Raw genomic sequence first — 14,926 nt, 5'->3', positions numbered from 1 at the left:
TGCAAAGCAATCAGCCGTTGGTGGCCAATGACAAAGGAGCATTCAGCATGAGTGTGACGTCGAAGGCGGCGTTGCCGCTGTTGGTGGCTACCAGCCTGCTCGCGGGCTGCGCCACCCATAGCGATGGCCGCGCCCCTCTCAACCAAAGGACCTGGCCTATCTGCAGCCTGCTCGGTGGCCTGGTCGGGGGTGGCCTGGGCGCCATCGAAAGTTCAAGCTGGGCGGCTGGCGGCGGTGCCCTGGGTGCCATTGCCGGGGGCCTGATCTGTTACGTCCAGGATGGTGACGAAGATGGCGACGGCATTTTCGACCGCCGCGACCGTTGTCCCGATACTCCCGCCAACACTGCGGTCGACCACATGGGTTGCCCGTTGAAGGTGTACCCCGCATCGCCGCCAGCCACTGAACCTGAACCCTCGCCAGAGGTGATCATCCTGGATGACAACGGCGCGGTGATGTTCGCCTTCGATTCCGCCGAGCTGACCCCGGCGGCCCAACAGCGCCTGCAAGGCCTGGTGGCGAAACTCGATTCGGCGACGGTGGCCAAGGTCAGTGTGATCGGGCACACCGACAATGTGGGTTCCGACAGCTATAACCAGGCACTTTCCGAACGCCGCGCCGGTAGCGTGGCGAGGTACCTGATCGCCCACGGGCTGGCGCCGGGCAAGGTCACCAGCCAGGGACGTGGCGAGAGTGAGCCGCTCGCCGATAACGAAAGCGAGGAGGGCCGCGCCCGTAACCGACGGGTGGAGCTGCGCCTCAACTGAGCGGTGCTGGCGCCTGCCTTGGCATTGCAGTTAATGTTGCCGCGCGACCCGCTCGAACGGGCCGTCTCGACATAACAACAACCTGATAGGGGCGGGAAATGAAGTTCATCCTGGGCTTGGGCAAGGTCCTGACAGTCGCTTTCTGGGGTGTGGTGTTGTTCAATCAGTTGATGCCACAACCCTTGCCCTTCAACCTTCTGATCAACGCCGCCGGCATCGCCTTGCTGGGGCTGCACCTGCTTGAAGTGCTGTTCTTCAATGGCAGCCTGCGCGGGCGCAGCCACCGCTGGTTCGATCGCTTGCAGATCCTGTTGACGGGTATCTTCCATGTCATGTCCATTCCTCGAGCGCAGGAGGCGCCGCGAAATGCGTAATCTGATGTTGCTGGCCATGTTGGCCGCGCCCCTGGCCCAGGCCGAAAGCCTGGAGGTCGCTGCCAACTCCATGCTGCGCCTGCCCGACAAGTCGGCCAGCGTGCACCTTGCGCACCTGCGTGTCGCCGATGCCGCAACCCTGCTGCTGCCTGCCACGCTCGCCGAACTGAAGGTCGACCAGCTGGAGCTGGGGCGCGATGCGCGTATCGCCATTGCACCGTCCGATAGCCCGTTGCTGATCGAGGCGCGCAGCGCACGGCTGGCGCAGGGCAGCGAATTCAGTGCGCCGGGGGCCGCGGGCAGTTACCAACGCGGAGCCCGATCGGGCCGCAGCCTGGACTTGAAACTGGCTGAAGTGGATGCCGAGCGGCTGGCGATCGATGCCCGTGGTGGTGCCGGTGCACCGGGTTATGTGGGGCTCGATGGCGCCAACGGCCAGGCCGGTGGTTGCACTTGGGGCCAGGCCAGCCGCGGTGCCAATGGCGATGACGGCGGCAACGGGCACGATGGTGCGCCGGGTGGGCGTATCCGCCTGAGCGTGCCGCAGGGCTTCCCGCAGGAACGCATCGTGGTGCGTCTGGACGGTGGCGCACCGGGCAAGGCCGGGGCTGCAGGCAAGGCCGGTAAAGGCGGGGCGAGCAAGGGTTGCCTGGTGTACCGCACCGATGCCGGGGCTAACGGCCGCCCGGGGCAGCCGGGCCAGCCCGGGTTGGCGGGGGCAGCGGGCGAACTGATCCTGCAGCGCCTGTGAAAACCTGTACTGGCCCTATCGCCGGCAAGCCGGCTCCCACCTCGACCGCACTGACACCAAGCCATGCGCTATTCCTGTGGGAGCCGGCTTGCCGGCGATAGGGCCGGTGCAGGCAGCATCAGATCACCAGGCGCGAACTGGCCACGGCTACCACGGCCAGGCCCAGCAGCAGGTTGATCCCGACCATCCGCCGAATCCGCCCCAGCACTGCCGCACCCGCCGGCCAGTCCTCGGCCTGCACCGCCGCCTTCAGTTCCGGCAGCAGCAACGCCTGGATGCGCATGAACAGGGCAAACATGGCGATGCCCCCACCGATCATCACGTGCACATACTTCGGTGCAGTCTCGAAGCCGCTGAAACGCATGTGCAACATGCCGATACCACTTATCGCCAAAATCGCCACCGCCAGCCAGACCCAGCCGAAGAAACGTCGGAAAACTTCCACCCACAGGCGCAGCCGGGCAGGCCCTTCAAGGGCTGCAACCGTTGCCGGGCGTAGCACCAGCCAGGCGAAGAACATGCCGCCGACCCACACCAGGGCGGCCAGGACATGCAGTGTGTAGGGCAGGGCAAAGGCAAGCATCCGGATCTCCATGCGGCATAAAGGGCAATAGCGGGGTATGATAGCCGCCCCATGCGAAACACTGAAAATATATCCAGCCCTCCGGGCGCCTGCAGACCATGATCAGCAACGAACTCAAAGCCACCATCCAGGGCGCCTATACGCGTTTTCTCGAAGCCAAGAGCCTCAAGCCACGCTATGGCCAGCGCCTGATGATCGCCGAAGTGGCCAAGGTGCTCGGCGACATTGCCTGTGACGAAGAAGGCCGCCGTGCCGGCGAGCCTGCCGTGGTGGCAGTGGAGGCGGGCACCGGTACTGGCAAGACGGTAGCCTACAGCCTGGCTGCCATTCCGGCCGCCAAGGCTGCCGGCAAGCGCCTGGTGATCGCCACCGCCACCGTGGCGCTGCAGGAGCAGATCGTCTTCAAGGACCTGCCGGACCTGATGCGCAGCAGCGGGCTGAACTTCAGCTTCGCCCTGGCCAAAGGCCGCGGCCGCTACCTGTGCCTGTCCAAGCTCGACATCCTGCTGCAGGAGGGGCACGCCCAATCGGCTACCGCCCAGCTGTTCGAGGAAGAAGGTTTCCGCATCGAAGTCGACGAGCGCAGCCAGAAGCTGTTCAACAGCATGATCGAGAAGCTTGCCGGCAACCGCTGGGACGGTGACCGCGACAGCTGGCCCGAAGCCCTGGAAGACCAGGACTGGGCGCGCCTGACCACCGACCACAGCCAGTGCACAGGCCGTCACTGCCCGAACTTCCAGCAGTGCGTGTTCTACAAGGCCCGCGAGGGCATGGGCAAGGTCGACGTGATCGTCACCAACCACGACATGGTGCTGGCCGACCTGGCCCTTGGCGGCGGCGCGGTATTGCCCGACCCGCGCGATACCATGTACGTGTTCGACGAAGGCCACCACCTGCCAGACAAGGCCATTGGTCATTTCGCCCATTATTCGCGCCTGCGCTCCACCGCCGACTGGCTGGAGCAGACCGCCAAGAACCTGACCAAGCTGCTGGCCCAGCACCCGTTGCCCGGTGACCTGGGCAAGTACATCGAGCAGGTGCCGGAGCTTGCGCGGGAAGTGCGCACCCAGCAGCAGTTCATGTTCACCTTGTGCGAGCAGGTTGCCGATTTCCGCCCCAGCGAGGACAACGAAGGCCGTGAGCGCCCCCGCTACCGCTTCGAAGGCGGCGTGGTGCCGGAGCAGATTCGCGAGGTGGGCATCGAGCTGAAAAAGGGCTTTGCCCGCCTTAACGACCTGTTCACCCGTCTGGCCGACCTGCTCAAGGAAGGCATGGATGGCGAGGTCAACATCGGCATTGCCAGCCACCAGGCCGAGGAGTGGTACCCGCTGTTCGGCAGTCTTGTAACCCGTGCCCAGGGCAACTGGGAACTGTGGACGGCCTTTACCGCCGAAGACCCGGAAGACAGCCCTCCCATGGCCCGCTGGCTTACCCTGGCTGAGAGCGGTGCGCTGTTCGACATCGAAGTCAATGCCAGCCCCATCCTGGCCGCCGAAATGCTTCGCCGCAGCCTGTGGAGCGTGGCCCATGGCGCGTTGGTGACCTCGGCGACGCTGACTGCGCTGGGCAAGTTCGACCGCTTCCGCATGCGCTCGGGGTTGCCGCGTGACGCGGTCACCTGCGTGGTGCCCAGCCCGTTCGTGCATGGCGATGCCGGCCTGCTGCGAGTCCCCGACCTCAAGGCAGACCCGCGCGATGCGGCGGCGCATACCGCTGCGATCATTCGCGAACTGCCGAACATCGTCGAAGATGCTCGCGGCGCGCTGGTGCTGTTCTCCTCGCGCAAGCAGATGCAGGACGTGTTCGATGGCCTGGACCGTGACTGGCGCAAGTTGGTGCTGATCCAGGGCAACCTGTCCAAGCAGGAAACCCTGAACAAGCACAAGGCGCGCGTCGACGATGGCCAGCACAGCGTGCTGTTCGGCCTGGCCAGCTTTGCCGAGGGTGTCGACCTGCCGGGTGCCTACTGCGAGCATGTGGTGATAGCCAAGATTCCCTTTGCCGTGCCCGACGACCCGGTCGAAGCCGCGTTGGCCGAGTGGATCGAGGCTCGCGGCGGCAACCCGTTCATGGAAATTGCCGTGCCCGACGCCTCGCTGCGGCTGATCCAGGCATGCGGCCGCCTGTTGCGAACCGAACAGGATCGCGGTGTCATCACCTTGCTTGACCGGCGCCTGGTCACCCAGCGCTACGGCAAGGCTATTCTCAATGCGCTGCCGCCATTCCGGCGGGAGATTTCCTGACCGCCGGAGCACTTGCTCCGGCGCGTTGTCCATTACTCAGTCGTGGGCCATGAGGGCCCTGAAGGAGAGCCCCAGCCTTATGGTCCGCCGCACCCTGCCCGCCGTTTTCGCCCTGTTGTTCAGTTCGCCCTTGCTGGCTGGGCAGCAGACGCTGTTCAGTTTCGTGCGCCCGGCCTCGGTGGTCAATGTGGCGACCGAGGATGCCGGCATGCCGCAGTACAACGCGGAGCAGACGGCCGAAGGCGAAGTGTTGCGGCGCGTGGTGTTCAACCCGGCCCAGCGGCCGACCCTGCGGCTGACCCCGCAAAACGGCGTGTGGGACTGGTCCGGCGGGCAATTCCTGACCCTGCGCCTGCAGAGCGCGATGGATTGGGCGCTGACCGTGGATGTCGTGGTGCAGGGCAGTGATGGCCGCATGTTGACCAGCCGCATTGACTTGCCGGCCGGTCCTGCACAGACCGTGATGGTACCGCTGATGGCCAGCTCGCCGCTGAGCCAGGGCATGCGCGCTGGCCCGCCGATGCCCTGGAACCATGCTGGCCAGCGCCTGCTGCTGACCAGCAGTACCGGCGCAGTCGACCTCAGGCAGGTGGCCTCCCTCAGCCTGAGCATTCCCAACCCCAAGGTGGCGCAGAACCTGCTGATCGAGCGGGTGGGCATCCAGGATGACGACCAGGCCTACAAGGCGGCCTACCACGCGCTGATCGATGCCTATGGCCAGTCCACCCGCGGCCATTGGCCCGAGAAGGTTGCCAGTGACGAGCAGCTCAAGGCGGCCGATGTACGGGAGCAGCAACAGCTCAAAGGCTGGCTGGCGGAGCGTGGCAAGCAGCAACTGGACACGTACGGTGGCCTGCTGGCCGGGCCGGCGTTCGCGGCCAAAGGTTTCTTCCGCACGGAAAAACGTGATGGCCGCTGGTATCTGGTAACGCCCGAGGGGCACCCGTTCTATTCCCTGGGGGTAAATGCCGTGGCCGCGGACGGCGGGCGAACCTACGTTGCCGGGCGGGAAGGGATGTTCAAAGCCTTGCCGGGCGAGGGCGATGCACTGGCGGCATTTTATGGCGACGGCAATAACGACGACGGCAACGCGTCGTCGCAAGGGCGCAATTTCAAACAGGGGCGCTGGTTCGACTTTTATGCCGCCAACCTGCAGCGTATCTATGGCAAACCCTGCCCGCCGGCAGTTGAGGGGCAACCGGCCAACTGCCCGCCGTTGGTGCTGGATGCCGCCCGTTGGCAGGCGCATGCGCTCGACCGCCTGCAGGCCTGGGGTTTCAATACGCTGGGCAACTGGAGCGAGCCGGCCCTGGGCCAGGCCAGGCGCATGCCGTACACCTTGCCGCTATCGATCGTGGGCGATTACGCCAGCATCAGCACCGGCATGGACTGGTGGGGCCGCATGCCCGACCCGTTCGACCCGCGTTTCGCCATGGCTACCGAGCGCGCCGTGGCCATTGCTGCCCGCGATCACCGTGACGACCCCTGGCTGATCGGCTATTTCGCCGACAACGAACTGGCCTGGGCCGCTCCTGGTAGCGACCCCAAGGCGCGTTACGGTCTGGCCTATGGGACCTTGCGCCTGACCACCGATGTGCCGGCCAAGCGCGCCTTCCTCAAGCAGTTGCGCGACAAGTACCGTAACCAGGAAGGGCTGTCCAGGGCCTGGGGTATCGAGCTGACCGCCTGGGAACTGATGGAGGACCCGGGCTTCGAGGCACCGTTGCCCGACCCGGAGCACCCGGAAATCGAGCGTGACTACCAGCACTTCCAGCAGGTATTCGCCGAAACCTACTTCAGGACCATTGCCGACTCGTTGAAGTGGCATGCGCCCAATCACTTGTTGCTGGGCGGCCGCTATGCCGTGAGCACGCCGGAGGCGGTCAAGGCCTGCGCCGAATTCTGTGATGTGCTCAGCTTCAACTTCTATACCCTCAAGCCGCAGGACGGCTACGACTTCGCCCGCCTGGCCGAGCTGGACAAGCCGGTGCTGGTGTCCGAATTCCAGTTTGGCTCCCGCGATCGCGGGCCGTTCTGGCCGGGGCCGCTGGAAGTGGCACGGGAAGAAGACCGTGGCCCGGCCTACGGCAACTTCCTCAAGGCGGCGCTGGCGCAGCCGATGATCGTTGGTGCGCACTGGTTCCAGTACCTTGACCAGCCGGCCAGCGGGCGCCTGCTCGATGGTGAGAACGGCCACCTTGGGCTGGTAGCGATCACCGATATGCCATACCCGGGGTTTGTCGATGCCGTGCGCAAGAGCAACTTGCAGGCAATGAGCCAGCTGCGTGCCCAACTGGAAAAGCTTATTCCCTGACTAGTGCACATATCTTGTGGGAGCGGCACATGGTTTGGGATTTTGAGCAAGACAGTAAGTCCAGCTTGGCTACCATTCGTCGCGACCACCCAGCCCAAGCCAGTTTGCAAAACGCCAAACTACTGAAACAATGCACACCATTTTCGGAAATGGTCGTACGGAGAACAGCGGGTGCAGATCCAGGGTCACTATGAGCTGAAGTTCGAAGCAGTGCGCGAAGCCTTCACCGCGCTGTTCGATGATCCCCAGGAGCGTGGCGCCGCGCTGTGCATCCAGGTCGGTGGCGAGACCGTGGTCGACCTGTGGGCCGGCAGCGCCGACAAGGACGGCCAGCAGGCCTGGCACAGCGACACCATCGCCAACCTGTTCTCCTGCACCAAGACCTTCACCGCTGTCACTGCCCTGCAACTGGTTGGCGAGGGCAAGCTGTCTCTGGATGCCCCGGTGGCCAATTACTGGCCCGAGTTTGCCCAGGCCGGCAAACAGGCGATCACTCTGCGCCAGTTGCTCAGCCACCGTGCCGGTTTGCCAGCCATCCGTGAACTGCTGCCGGCCGAGGCGCTGTATGACTGGCAGGCCATGGTCGATGCGCTGGCTGCCGAAACGCCCTGGTGGACACCGGGGACCGAGCACGGCTATGCCGCCATCACCTACGGCTGGCTTATCGGCGAGCTGATCCGCCGTGCCGATGGCCGGGGCCCCGGCGACTCGATCGTTGCCCGTACCGCGACGCCGTTGGGGCTGGATTTTCATATTGGCCTGGCGGACGACGAGTTCCATCGCGTGGCGCATATCGCCCGTGGCAAGGGCAACGCCGGCGACGCTGCGGCCCAGCGCCTGCTGCAGGTGACCCTGCGCGAGCCTGAGGCCCTGTCCACCCGTGCCTTCACCAACCCGCCGGCGATCCTGACCAGCACCAACAAGCCGGAATGGCGGCGCATGCAGCAGCCAGCGGCCAATGGGCATGGCAATGCGCGCAGCCTGGCTGGCTTCTATGCCGGGTTACTGGACGGTAGCCTGCTCGAATCCGAGCTGCTCGACGAACTGACCCGTGAGCACAGCCTCGGCCAGGATCGCACCCTGCTCACCCAGACCCGTTTTGGCCTGGGCTGCATGCTTGACCAGCCCGACGTGGCCAACGCCACCTTTGGCCTCGGGGCCCGCGCTTTCGGCCACCCAGGCGCTGGTGGTTCGGTCGGTTTCGCTGACCCGGAATACGATGTCGCCTTCGGTTTCGTGGTCAATACCCTTGGCCCGTATGTGCTCATGGACCCGCGCGCCCAGAAACTGGTACGTGTCCTTGCCAGCTGCCTTTGATCGGGTAATGCGGGTGTTGCCCCAGCCCTTTGACTATCCTCATTGCCAACGCCTTAAGGGCGTAGCGAAAATTTCTTTCTATTTCATGGTGTATCGCTGATGTCTTCACACAAAACCTTAGCACTCGCCCTGTGCCTGACCGCCGTTACCGGCTGCGCCAGTCACCCCCAGGACGGCTCGAAGGACAGCGCCTCGAGCTGGTGGCCCTTCGGTTCGGACAAGGTTGCCGAGCAGGAAGTGAAGCAAGCCGTCACTGAAAACGTGGCCAAGGCCGACGCCAAGTCCGAGAATGCCAGCCGTTGGTGGTGGCCGTTCGGCGGTGAAGAGAAGCAGGCCAAAGGGCCGGTTGTACCGAAGATCGACCAGAAGGCTACCCAGGCCTGGCTGGACGAGTACGAGCCCAAGCTGCGTGAGGCTATCAAGGGCAGCAAGCTGGAGCTGGAGCGCCGTGACAACGTGCTGGCTGTAACCATCCCGGTGGACAGCTCGTACAACCCTGATCGTCCGAACATGCTGCTGCCGATGACCTTGGGCCCGATCACCCGGGTGGCCAAGACTGTCGAGGGCGATGCCAAGACCGCAGTACTGGTGCTTGGCCATGCCGACAGCAGCGGTGTCGCTGCGGCCAACCAGAAGCTCAGCCTGGAGCGCGCCGCTTCGGTGTCGGCGATCTTCCGCCTCAGCGGCCTGCAGCGTGACCGCCTGAACCTCAAGGGCATGGGTTCGGAAATGCCGCGCGCTGCCAACGACAGCGCCGAGGGCCGTGCCCTGAACCGCCGTGTGGAAATGCTGTTGACCCCGCAGAACACCATGGTCGCCCTGCTGGCCAAGTACCAGCAAGCCGCCCCGGCGCGGGCCCCGATGGTGGCGGTACAGGACGTCAAGGCGCCTGCCGTCAAGGCTGCCGACAGCAAGCCGGCCACCAAGGCTGCGGCGAAGAAGCCTGCTACCAAAGCCAAGGCCAAGGCGCCAGCCAAGACCACGGCCAAGAAAAAAGCCGCGCCGGTCAAGCCCGTCGCCAAGAAAGCTACCGCTGACAAGAAAGTAGCTGCCAATAGCCCTGCGAAGACCAACTGATCGTCAAGGAACGCAGCAATGACCCAATCCCTGGCCGATATGCGCCGCGACTACACCCGTGATGGTCTGGCTGAAGCCCAGGCCCCGGGGGAGCCGTTCGCCCTGTTTCACCAGTGGTTCGCCGATGCGGTGAAAACCGAGCAGGTACCGGTGGAAGCCAACGCCATGACCTTGGCCACTGTCGATGGTGAAGGCCGCCCTCACTGCCGCGTTTTGCTGCTGAAAGGGCTCGATGAGCGTGGATTCACCTTCTTCACCAACTATGACAGTGCCAAGGGCCAGCAACTGCTGGTTAACCCCTTCGCCGCCATGACCTTCTTCTGGCCAGCGCTGGAGCGCCAGGTACGCATCGAAGGGCGGGTGGAAAAGGTCACGGCCGAAGAGTCGGACGCCTACTACCAGGTGCGCCCGCTGGGCAGTCGCCTAGGGGCCTGGGCTTCGCCACAGAGCCGGGTAATTGCTGGCCGTGAGGAGCTGGAGGGGCTGGTCAAGGCCACCGAGGCGCGCTTCTCCGACACCCAGCCGCATTGCCCTGAGCATTGGGGTGGGTATCGGTTGCTGCCTGAACGCATCGAGTTCTGGCAGGGACGGGCCAGCCGCCTGCATGACCGACTGAACTACCGACTGGTGGATGGGCAATGGCTGCGGGAGCGGCTGGCGCCCTGAGATTGTAGGGGCCGCTTTGCGGCCCTTTCATGACACAACGCTACCCCGGATATCCCGCAGCCTCCCGCTCCAACCACCCCGCCAACTGCTTGCGCCCCACCTTCTCCAGCCGTGCTTGCTCCAGCCTTTGCACCATGTACGCGCGTTTTCCGGGGTCCGAACCAGCCAGTGACAACGCCAGGTCACGGTCCATCCAGCGGCGCATGCGCACATACAGCCACCAGTGGAAATACAGCCCCGCAACCGTTGTGACCACGACGATGAAGTAATCCATGGCTATCCTTGGTCTCACTTGAAAGGCCTCGATACAGCCTCGCCGGCTGTACCTCGGCTGAATGAAAACAATTTTATTACGTTTGTACCGTGACAGCCGTCAACCTGCAGCGTCTAATGAGCACCTGACTTATGGAGACCTTACCCATGCGTAAATCCGCTTTGCTGGTGGCAACCTTTACCACCATGTCGCTGTTGCTGGGTGGCTGTGCCTCGAGCCTGACCGGTGACAGCTACTCCCGTGATGAGGCCCGCCGTGTGCAAACCGTGCGTATGGGCACTATCGAATCCCTGCGTCCGGTCAAGATCGAGGGTACCAAGACCCCGATCGGCGGTGGTGCTGGTGCCATCGTCGGTGGCGTGGCCGGCAGCGCCGTGGGCGGTGGTCGTGGCAGCATCGTCGCCGCCGTGATCGGTGCCGTTGCCGGTGGCTTGGCCGGGTCTGCCGCCGAAGAAGGCCTGACGCGTACCCAGGGTGTCGAAATCACCGTGCGTGAGGACGATGGCAGCATGCGTGCCTATGTGCAGGCTGTGCAGCAGAACGAGATCTTCCGCGTTGGCGACCGTGTGCGCATCATGACCGTCGACGGTACCAGCCGCGTCACGCACTGACCGTAGCGCAACAAGAAAAAACCCCGACATGGTGCTCGCCAGTCGGGGTTTTTTCATGCAGTGGCCAAGTCAGCCGATACTGGGCTTGCGGCTGGCCATGGCGGTTATCGCATAGCCGATAACGGCGGCGAAGAACGAACCGGTGAGGATTCCCATGCGGTCCATCCCCGCGTATTCACTGCTGCCAGGCACAAACGCGAGCGAGCCAACGAACAGGCTCATGGTGAAGCCGATACCGCAGAGTATCGCCACACCCAGCAATTGCCCCCAACTGGCGCCGACAGGCAGTGCGGCCAGGCGCAGCTTGACCGCGACCCAGGTCAGGCCGAACACACCCACGGTCTTGCCCAGCAACAGCCCGGCGGCGATACCCAGCGGCACCGGGTGGGTGAAGCTTTCCACGGTCATGCCTGCCAGCGATACACCGGCATTGGCGAACGCGAACAGCGGCAGGATGGCGTAGGCGACCCAGGGATGCAGGGCGTGTTCCAGGGCGAGCGACGGTGAGCGTTCGGGATGGCGCGTGCGCAGCGGGATACACAGGGCCAGGGCCACACCAGCCAGGGTGGCATGCACGCCGCTCTTGAGCACGCAAACCCACAGGATCAGGCCAACGACCATGTATGGGCCAAGTTTGACCACGCCGAGCCGGTTCATGGCCACCAGCACTATCAGGCAAATGGCGGCAAGCAGCAGTGACATGCTCGACAGGGTGCCCGAGTAGAAGAGCGCAATGACGATGATCGCACCCAGGTCGTCAATGATCGCCAGGGTCATCAGGAACAGTTTCAGTGACACCGGCACGCGCTTGCCCAGCAGGGCCAGCACACCGAGGGCAAAGGCGATATCGGTGGCGGTGGGGATCGCCCAGCCGGCCACGGCCGCGGGGTTGTCACGGTTGATGAACCAGTAGATCAGTGCAGGTATTACCATGCCGCCCACGGCAGCGGTGGCAGGCAGGATGACCTGCGAGGGCTTGGACAGGTGGCCGTCGACCACCTCGCGCTTGACCTCAAGGCCGATGAGCAGGAAGAACAGGGCCATCAGCCCGTCGTTGATCCACAGCAGCAACGGCTTGGCAATGTGCAGAGCGCCGACCTGTACGGCGACGGGCACGTCGAGCAGGCCGCTGTACAGGTAGGACAGCGGTGAATTGTTGATGACCAGGGCCAGGATGGCCGCAGCAATCAGTAGCAGGCCGCTGGCGGCTTCGAGCTGGATGAAACGGGTTAACAGGCTACGCACGGGCTATGGGCTCTCCATGAGCAGTTAACGATGGAACGGGGGTACACCCTAGCCTGTGACGATATGCTTTCAAACAAAAACCATATTCGTTTTTGTTATATGGTGTTGCTGGCTGGGCTGAGGGAAGCCTAGATGGAAATGGGGAAGGAAGGGGGAAGGGAAGTCTGAGGTTTGGGCCGGATTTTTCTGATGCTTGCCAGGGCCTCTTCGCGGGCTTGCCCGCTCCCACAGGTACCGCGCCACATTCAGATCTGGCGCGGCACCTGTGGGAGCGGGCGAGCCCGCGAAAGGGCCCTGGCAGGCGATAACGAGTCAGAGGCCGAGCATATCCCGCGCCACTGCCTCGGCAATGCGAATCCCGTCGACACCGGCCGACAGGATCCCGCCCGCATAGCCGGCCCCTTCACCCGCCGGGAACAGCCCCTTCAGGTTCAGGCTCTGGAAGTCCTCACCGCGGGTAATGCGCAGCGGCGACGAGGTGCGCGTCTCGATCCCGGTCAGCACCGCATCATGCAGGTTGTAGCCTTTGATCTGCCGGTCGAACGCCGGCAGCGCTTCGCGGATAGCCTCGATGGCGAAGTCCGGCAGGCTCGGCGCCAGGTCGCCCAGGGTCACGCCCGGCTTGTAGGACGGCTCGACACTGCCCAGCGCAGTCGATGGCCGGCCGGCAACGAAGTCACCCACCAGCTGCGCCGGAGCCTGGTAGTTGCTGCCACCCATCACGTAGGCGTGGGCTTCCAGGCGTTCCTGCAACTCGATGCCGGCCAGCGGGCCGCCCGGGTAATCGCGCTCGGGGTCGATGCCGACGACGATGCCGGAGTTGGCGTTGCGCTCGTTACGCGAGTACTGGCTCATGCCATTGGTAACCACCCGGCCCGGTTCGCTGGTGGCGGCTACCACGGTGCCGCCCGGGCACATGCAGAAGCTGTACACCGATCGGCCGTTTTTGGCGTGGTACACCAGCTTGTAGTCGGCGGCACCGAGTTTCGGGTGGCCGGCGTACTTGCCCAGACGCGCCTTGTCGATCAGTGTTTGCGGGTGTTCGATACGGAAGCCCACCGAAAACGGCTTGGCTTCCATGTACACGCCCTTGGCGTGCAGCATGCGGAAGGTGTCGCGGGCACTGTGGCCCAGGGCCAGTACCACATGGCGCGAATGCAGCTGTTCGCCGCTTTCCAGCACCACGCCGGTCAGCTGGCCATCTTCGATCAGCAGGTCGGTGACCTTCTGCTGGAAGCGCACTTCGGCACCCAGGGCGATCATGTCCTGACGCATCTGCTCGACCATGCCGGTGAGGCGGAAGGTACCGATGTGCGGCTTGTTGATGTACAGGATCTCGTCCGGCGCTCCGGCCTTGACGAACTCTTCCAGCACTTTGCGGCCGTGATGCTGCGGGTCCTTGATCTGGCTGTACAGCTTGCCGTCGGAGAAGGTGCCGGCGCCGCCTTCGCCGAACTGCACGTTGGACTCGGGGTTGAGCACGCTCTTGCGCCACAGGGCCCAGGTGTCCTTGGTGCGCTGACGTACTTCCTTGCCACGTTCGAGAATGATCGGCTTGAAGCCCATCTGCGCCAGCAACAGGCCAGCGAAAATGCCGCACGGGCCGAAGCCGACCACGATCGGGCGCTCCTGCAGGTCGGCCGGGGCCTGGCCGACGAACTTGTAGGTTACGTCTGGCGCCGGGCCGATGTTGCGATCGTCGGCGAACTTGCTGAGCAGTTCGGCTTCGTTGCTGGCTTCCAGGTCGATGGTGTAGATGAACAGCAGTTCGCTGTTCTTCTTGCGCGCATCGTAGCTGCGCTTGAACAGGTTGAAGCTGAGCAGTTGCTCGTCGCGGATGCCCAGGCGCTGGACGATAGCTTCACGCAGGGCTTCGTCGGGATGGTCCAGGGGCAGCTTCAGTTCGGTGATTCGTAGCATGGCAGGGTCCAGTATCCCGGCCATGGGCGGCCGGCGGCTTTACACAAACCGCCAAGTATAAGCTGTTCGCCGCCTCGACTGGCAGGATAAAAGCGCCCGGCGATCAGTTGTCGCGTGCACCGCCGTAGTAACCGCAGCCCTGCAGGGTCTTGCCGTCGATGCGCAATTCGGCGCGCAGGTGGTGGATGGCACCGGTGGCGGTGTCTACGCAGCGCTGAGGTGCGACCCACAGCTCCACGTGCTGGCCGTTGGCTTCGCTGGTCAGGGTCAGGCCGCCGCCGGGCACTTCTTCTTCCAGGAAGGGCAGGGGCAGGGGGGCCTGGCCGACGCGGTTGAGTACCATGCCTTTGCCGCTGGCCTTGATGTCCCACTCCGGCTCGTGGCCATTGGCGCGCAGGGTCAGCTGCCTGAAGTTGGGGTCTTCGCAGGCGCGGGTCGAGGGTTCCAGGCGGTACAGGCGACGTACTTCCAGCTGGCCGTCGTTGTTGGCCTGCTTGCTGCCGGTGAGGCGGCCACGGACGTCGGCGAAAAGCTTGTCGTTGGCGTCCTTGGCGAGGTTGGCGGCTTCCTGCAGGATGCCGGTGGCGCCGATGTCGTTGATCACGAAGGTACGGTTTTCGCTGCACGGTTTGAACAGCAGCTGGCCACCGGCGGCACGCAGCTCGCCCTGCATGCGCGTGGTGCCGATGTTCGGATCGCTGGGGGCGTCAGCCATGAGCTGGCAGCCGGCGAACAGGGGCAGCAGGGCGGTGAGCAGCAGGGTGGGGGTGAGGCGCATGGGGGC

The 14,926-nt window shown here is 64.4% G+C and carries 14 protein-coding genes; 9 read left to right on the top strand and 5 right to left on the bottom strand.

From position 1 onward, the window contains the following. The first annotated feature begins 47 nt into the window (after positions 1-47). The 3 genes from CAF70_RS16030 to CAF70_RS16020 all read left to right on the top strand — a co-directional run bounded on the left by CAF70_RS16030 (position 48) and on the right by CAF70_RS16020 (position 1,892). Positions 48-767: an OmpA family protein gene (locus CAF70_RS16030; protein WP_085625932.1), complete on the top strand. Its 720-nt coding sequence runs from the start codon at positions 48-50 to the stop codon at positions 765-767. Positions 768-865: 98 nt separating this feature from the next. Next, positions 866-1,141, top strand: coding sequence for a DUF1145 domain-containing protein (locus CAF70_RS16025; protein WP_051100302.1), 276 nt, complete (start codon positions 866-868; stop codon positions 1,139-1,141). Beyond that, on the top strand, positions 1,134-1,892 hold the full coding sequence (locus tag CAF70_RS16020) for a collagen pro alpha-chain precursor (RefSeq protein ID WP_085625933.1): 759 nt from the start codon (positions 1,134-1,136) through the stop codon (positions 1,890-1,892). Before CAF70_RS16025 ends, CAF70_RS16020 begins: the two co-directional genes overlap by 8 nt. A gap of 118 nt (positions 1,893-2,010) precedes the next feature. Here CAF70_RS16020 and CAF70_RS16015 read toward each other — a convergent pair whose 3' ends face one another. Next, a complete protein-coding gene (locus CAF70_RS16015; RefSeq protein WP_085625934.1) occupies positions 2,011-2,475 on the bottom strand; it encodes a CopD family protein in 465 nt (154 codons plus the stop codon). Positions 2,476-2,573: 98 nt separating this feature from the next. Between CAF70_RS16015 and dinG the strand changes: the two genes are divergently transcribed. From dinG to pdxH, 5 genes are all read left to right on the top strand, one after another. Further along, on the top strand, positions 2,574-4,718 hold the full coding sequence (gene dinG, locus CAF70_RS16010) for an ATP-dependent DNA helicase DinG (RefSeq protein ID WP_085625935.1): 2,145 nt from the start codon (positions 2,574-2,576) through the stop codon (positions 4,716-4,718). Between the two features lie 79 nt (positions 4,719-4,797). After that, positions 4,798-7,032, top strand: coding sequence for a beta-galactosidase (locus CAF70_RS16005; RefSeq protein WP_085625936.1), 2,235 nt, complete (start codon positions 4,798-4,800; stop codon positions 7,030-7,032). Between the two features lie 171 nt (positions 7,033-7,203). Beyond that, the gene (locus tag CAF70_RS16000) at positions 7,204-8,349 is read left to right on the top strand and encodes a serine hydrolase domain-containing protein (protein WP_085625937.1); all 1,146 of its coding nucleotides are present in this window, start codon (positions 7,204-7,206) and stop codon (positions 8,347-8,349) included. Positions 8,350-8,448: 99 nt separating this feature from the next. Next, a complete protein-coding gene (locus tag CAF70_RS15995) occupies positions 8,449-9,426 on the top strand; it encodes an OmpA family protein (protein WP_085625938.1) in 978 nt (325 codons plus the stop codon). 18 nt (positions 9,427-9,444) lie between these two features. After that, positions 9,445-10,092 (top strand): pyridoxamine 5'-phosphate oxidase, encoded by a 648-nt coding sequence (pdxH, locus tag CAF70_RS15990; RefSeq protein ID WP_085625939.1) that lies wholly within the window; start codon positions 9,445-9,447, stop codon positions 10,090-10,092. Between the two features lie 40 nt (positions 10,093-10,132). On the opposite strand, the gene CAF70_RS15985 is transcribed toward pdxH, so the two are convergent. Continuing rightward, a complete protein-coding gene (locus tag CAF70_RS15985) occupies positions 10,133-10,366 on the bottom strand; it encodes a hypothetical protein (protein ID WP_085625940.1) in 234 nt (77 codons plus the stop codon). Positions 10,367-10,512: 146 nt separating this feature from the next. Between CAF70_RS15985 and CAF70_RS15980 the strand changes: the two genes are divergently transcribed. Further along, on the top strand, positions 10,513-10,977 hold the full coding sequence (locus CAF70_RS15980; RefSeq protein ID WP_013973925.1) for a glycine zipper 2TM domain-containing protein: 465 nt from the start codon (positions 10,513-10,515) through the stop codon (positions 10,975-10,977). A 69-nt stretch (positions 10,978-11,046) separates the two neighbouring features. Here CAF70_RS15980 and nhaA read toward each other — a convergent pair whose 3' ends face one another. The 3 genes from nhaA to CAF70_RS15965 all read right to left on the bottom strand — a co-directional run bounded on the left by nhaA (position 11,047) and on the right by CAF70_RS15965 (position 14,920). Then, positions 11,047-12,222 (bottom strand): Na+/H+ antiporter NhaA, encoded by a 1,176-nt coding sequence (gene nhaA, locus CAF70_RS15975; RefSeq protein WP_085625941.1) that lies wholly within the window; start codon positions 12,220-12,222, stop codon positions 11,047-11,049. Positions 12,223-12,534: 312 nt separating this feature from the next. After that, positions 12,535-14,142, bottom strand: a complete 1,608-nt coding sequence (locus CAF70_RS15970; RefSeq protein WP_085625942.1) for an NAD(P)/FAD-dependent oxidoreductase — start codon at positions 14,140-14,142, stop codon at positions 12,535-12,537. 103 nt (positions 14,143-14,245) lie between these two features. After that, positions 14,246-14,920 (bottom strand): COG3650 family protein, encoded by a 675-nt coding sequence (locus CAF70_RS15965; RefSeq protein WP_085625943.1) that lies wholly within the window; start codon positions 14,918-14,920, stop codon positions 14,246-14,248. Between the last annotated feature and the right edge of the window lie 6 nt (positions 14,921-14,926).

This window comes from Pseudomonas sp. B19(2017) (assembly GCF_002113165.1).
Lineage (GTDB): Bacteria > Pseudomonadota > Gammaproteobacteria > Pseudomonadales > Pseudomonadaceae > Aquipseudomonas.
Note: the sequence above shows the minus strand (reverse complement) of the source record. Positions and strands in the feature narration are given on the sequence as shown.

What these genes read in the sequence shown, in the direction of transcription:
- CAF70_RS16020 (WP_085625933.1), top strand. Translation starts at nt 1,134, where the DNA reads ATGCGTAATCTGATGTTGCTGGCCATGTTGGCCGCGCCCCTGGCCCAG.
- CAF70_RS16025 (WP_051100302.1), top strand. Translation starts at nt 866, where the DNA reads ATGAAGTTCATCCTGGGCTTGGGCAAGGTCCTGACAGTCGCTTTCTGG.
- CAF70_RS15985 (WP_085625940.1), bottom strand. Translation starts at nt 10,366, where the DNA reads ATGGATTACTTCATCGTCGTGGTCACAACGGTTGCGGGGCTGTATTTC.
- CAF70_RS15995 (WP_085625938.1), top strand. Translation starts at nt 8,449, where the DNA reads ATGTCTTCACACAAAACCTTAGCACTCGCCCTGTGCCTGACCGCCGTT.
- CAF70_RS16005 (WP_085625936.1), top strand. Translation starts at nt 4,798, where the DNA reads ATGGTCCGCCGCACCCTGCCCGCCGTTTTCGCCCTGTTGTTCAGTTCG.
- CAF70_RS16015 (WP_085625934.1), bottom strand. Translation starts at nt 2,475, where the DNA reads ATGCTTGCCTTTGCCCTGCCCTACACACTGCATGTCCTGGCCGCCCTG.
- CAF70_RS15970 (WP_085625942.1), bottom strand. Translation starts at nt 14,142, where the DNA reads ATGCTACGAATCACCGAACTGAAGCTGCCCCTGGACCATCCCGACGAA.
- CAF70_RS15965 (WP_085625943.1), bottom strand. Translation starts at nt 14,920, where the DNA reads ATGCGCCTCACCCCCACCCTGCTGCTCACCGCCCTGCTGCCCCTGTTC.
- CAF70_RS16030 (WP_085625932.1), top strand. Translation starts at nt 48, where the DNA reads ATGAGTGTGACGTCGAAGGCGGCGTTGCCGCTGTTGGTGGCTACCAGC.
- dinG (WP_085625935.1), top strand. Translation starts at nt 2,574, where the DNA reads ATGATCAGCAACGAACTCAAAGCCACCATCCAGGGCGCCTATACGCGT.
- pdxH (WP_085625939.1), top strand. Translation starts at nt 9,445, where the DNA reads ATGACCCAATCCCTGGCCGATATGCGCCGCGACTACACCCGTGATGGT.
- CAF70_RS15980 (WP_013973925.1), top strand. Translation starts at nt 10,513, where the DNA reads ATGCGTAAATCCGCTTTGCTGGTGGCAACCTTTACCACCATGTCGCTG.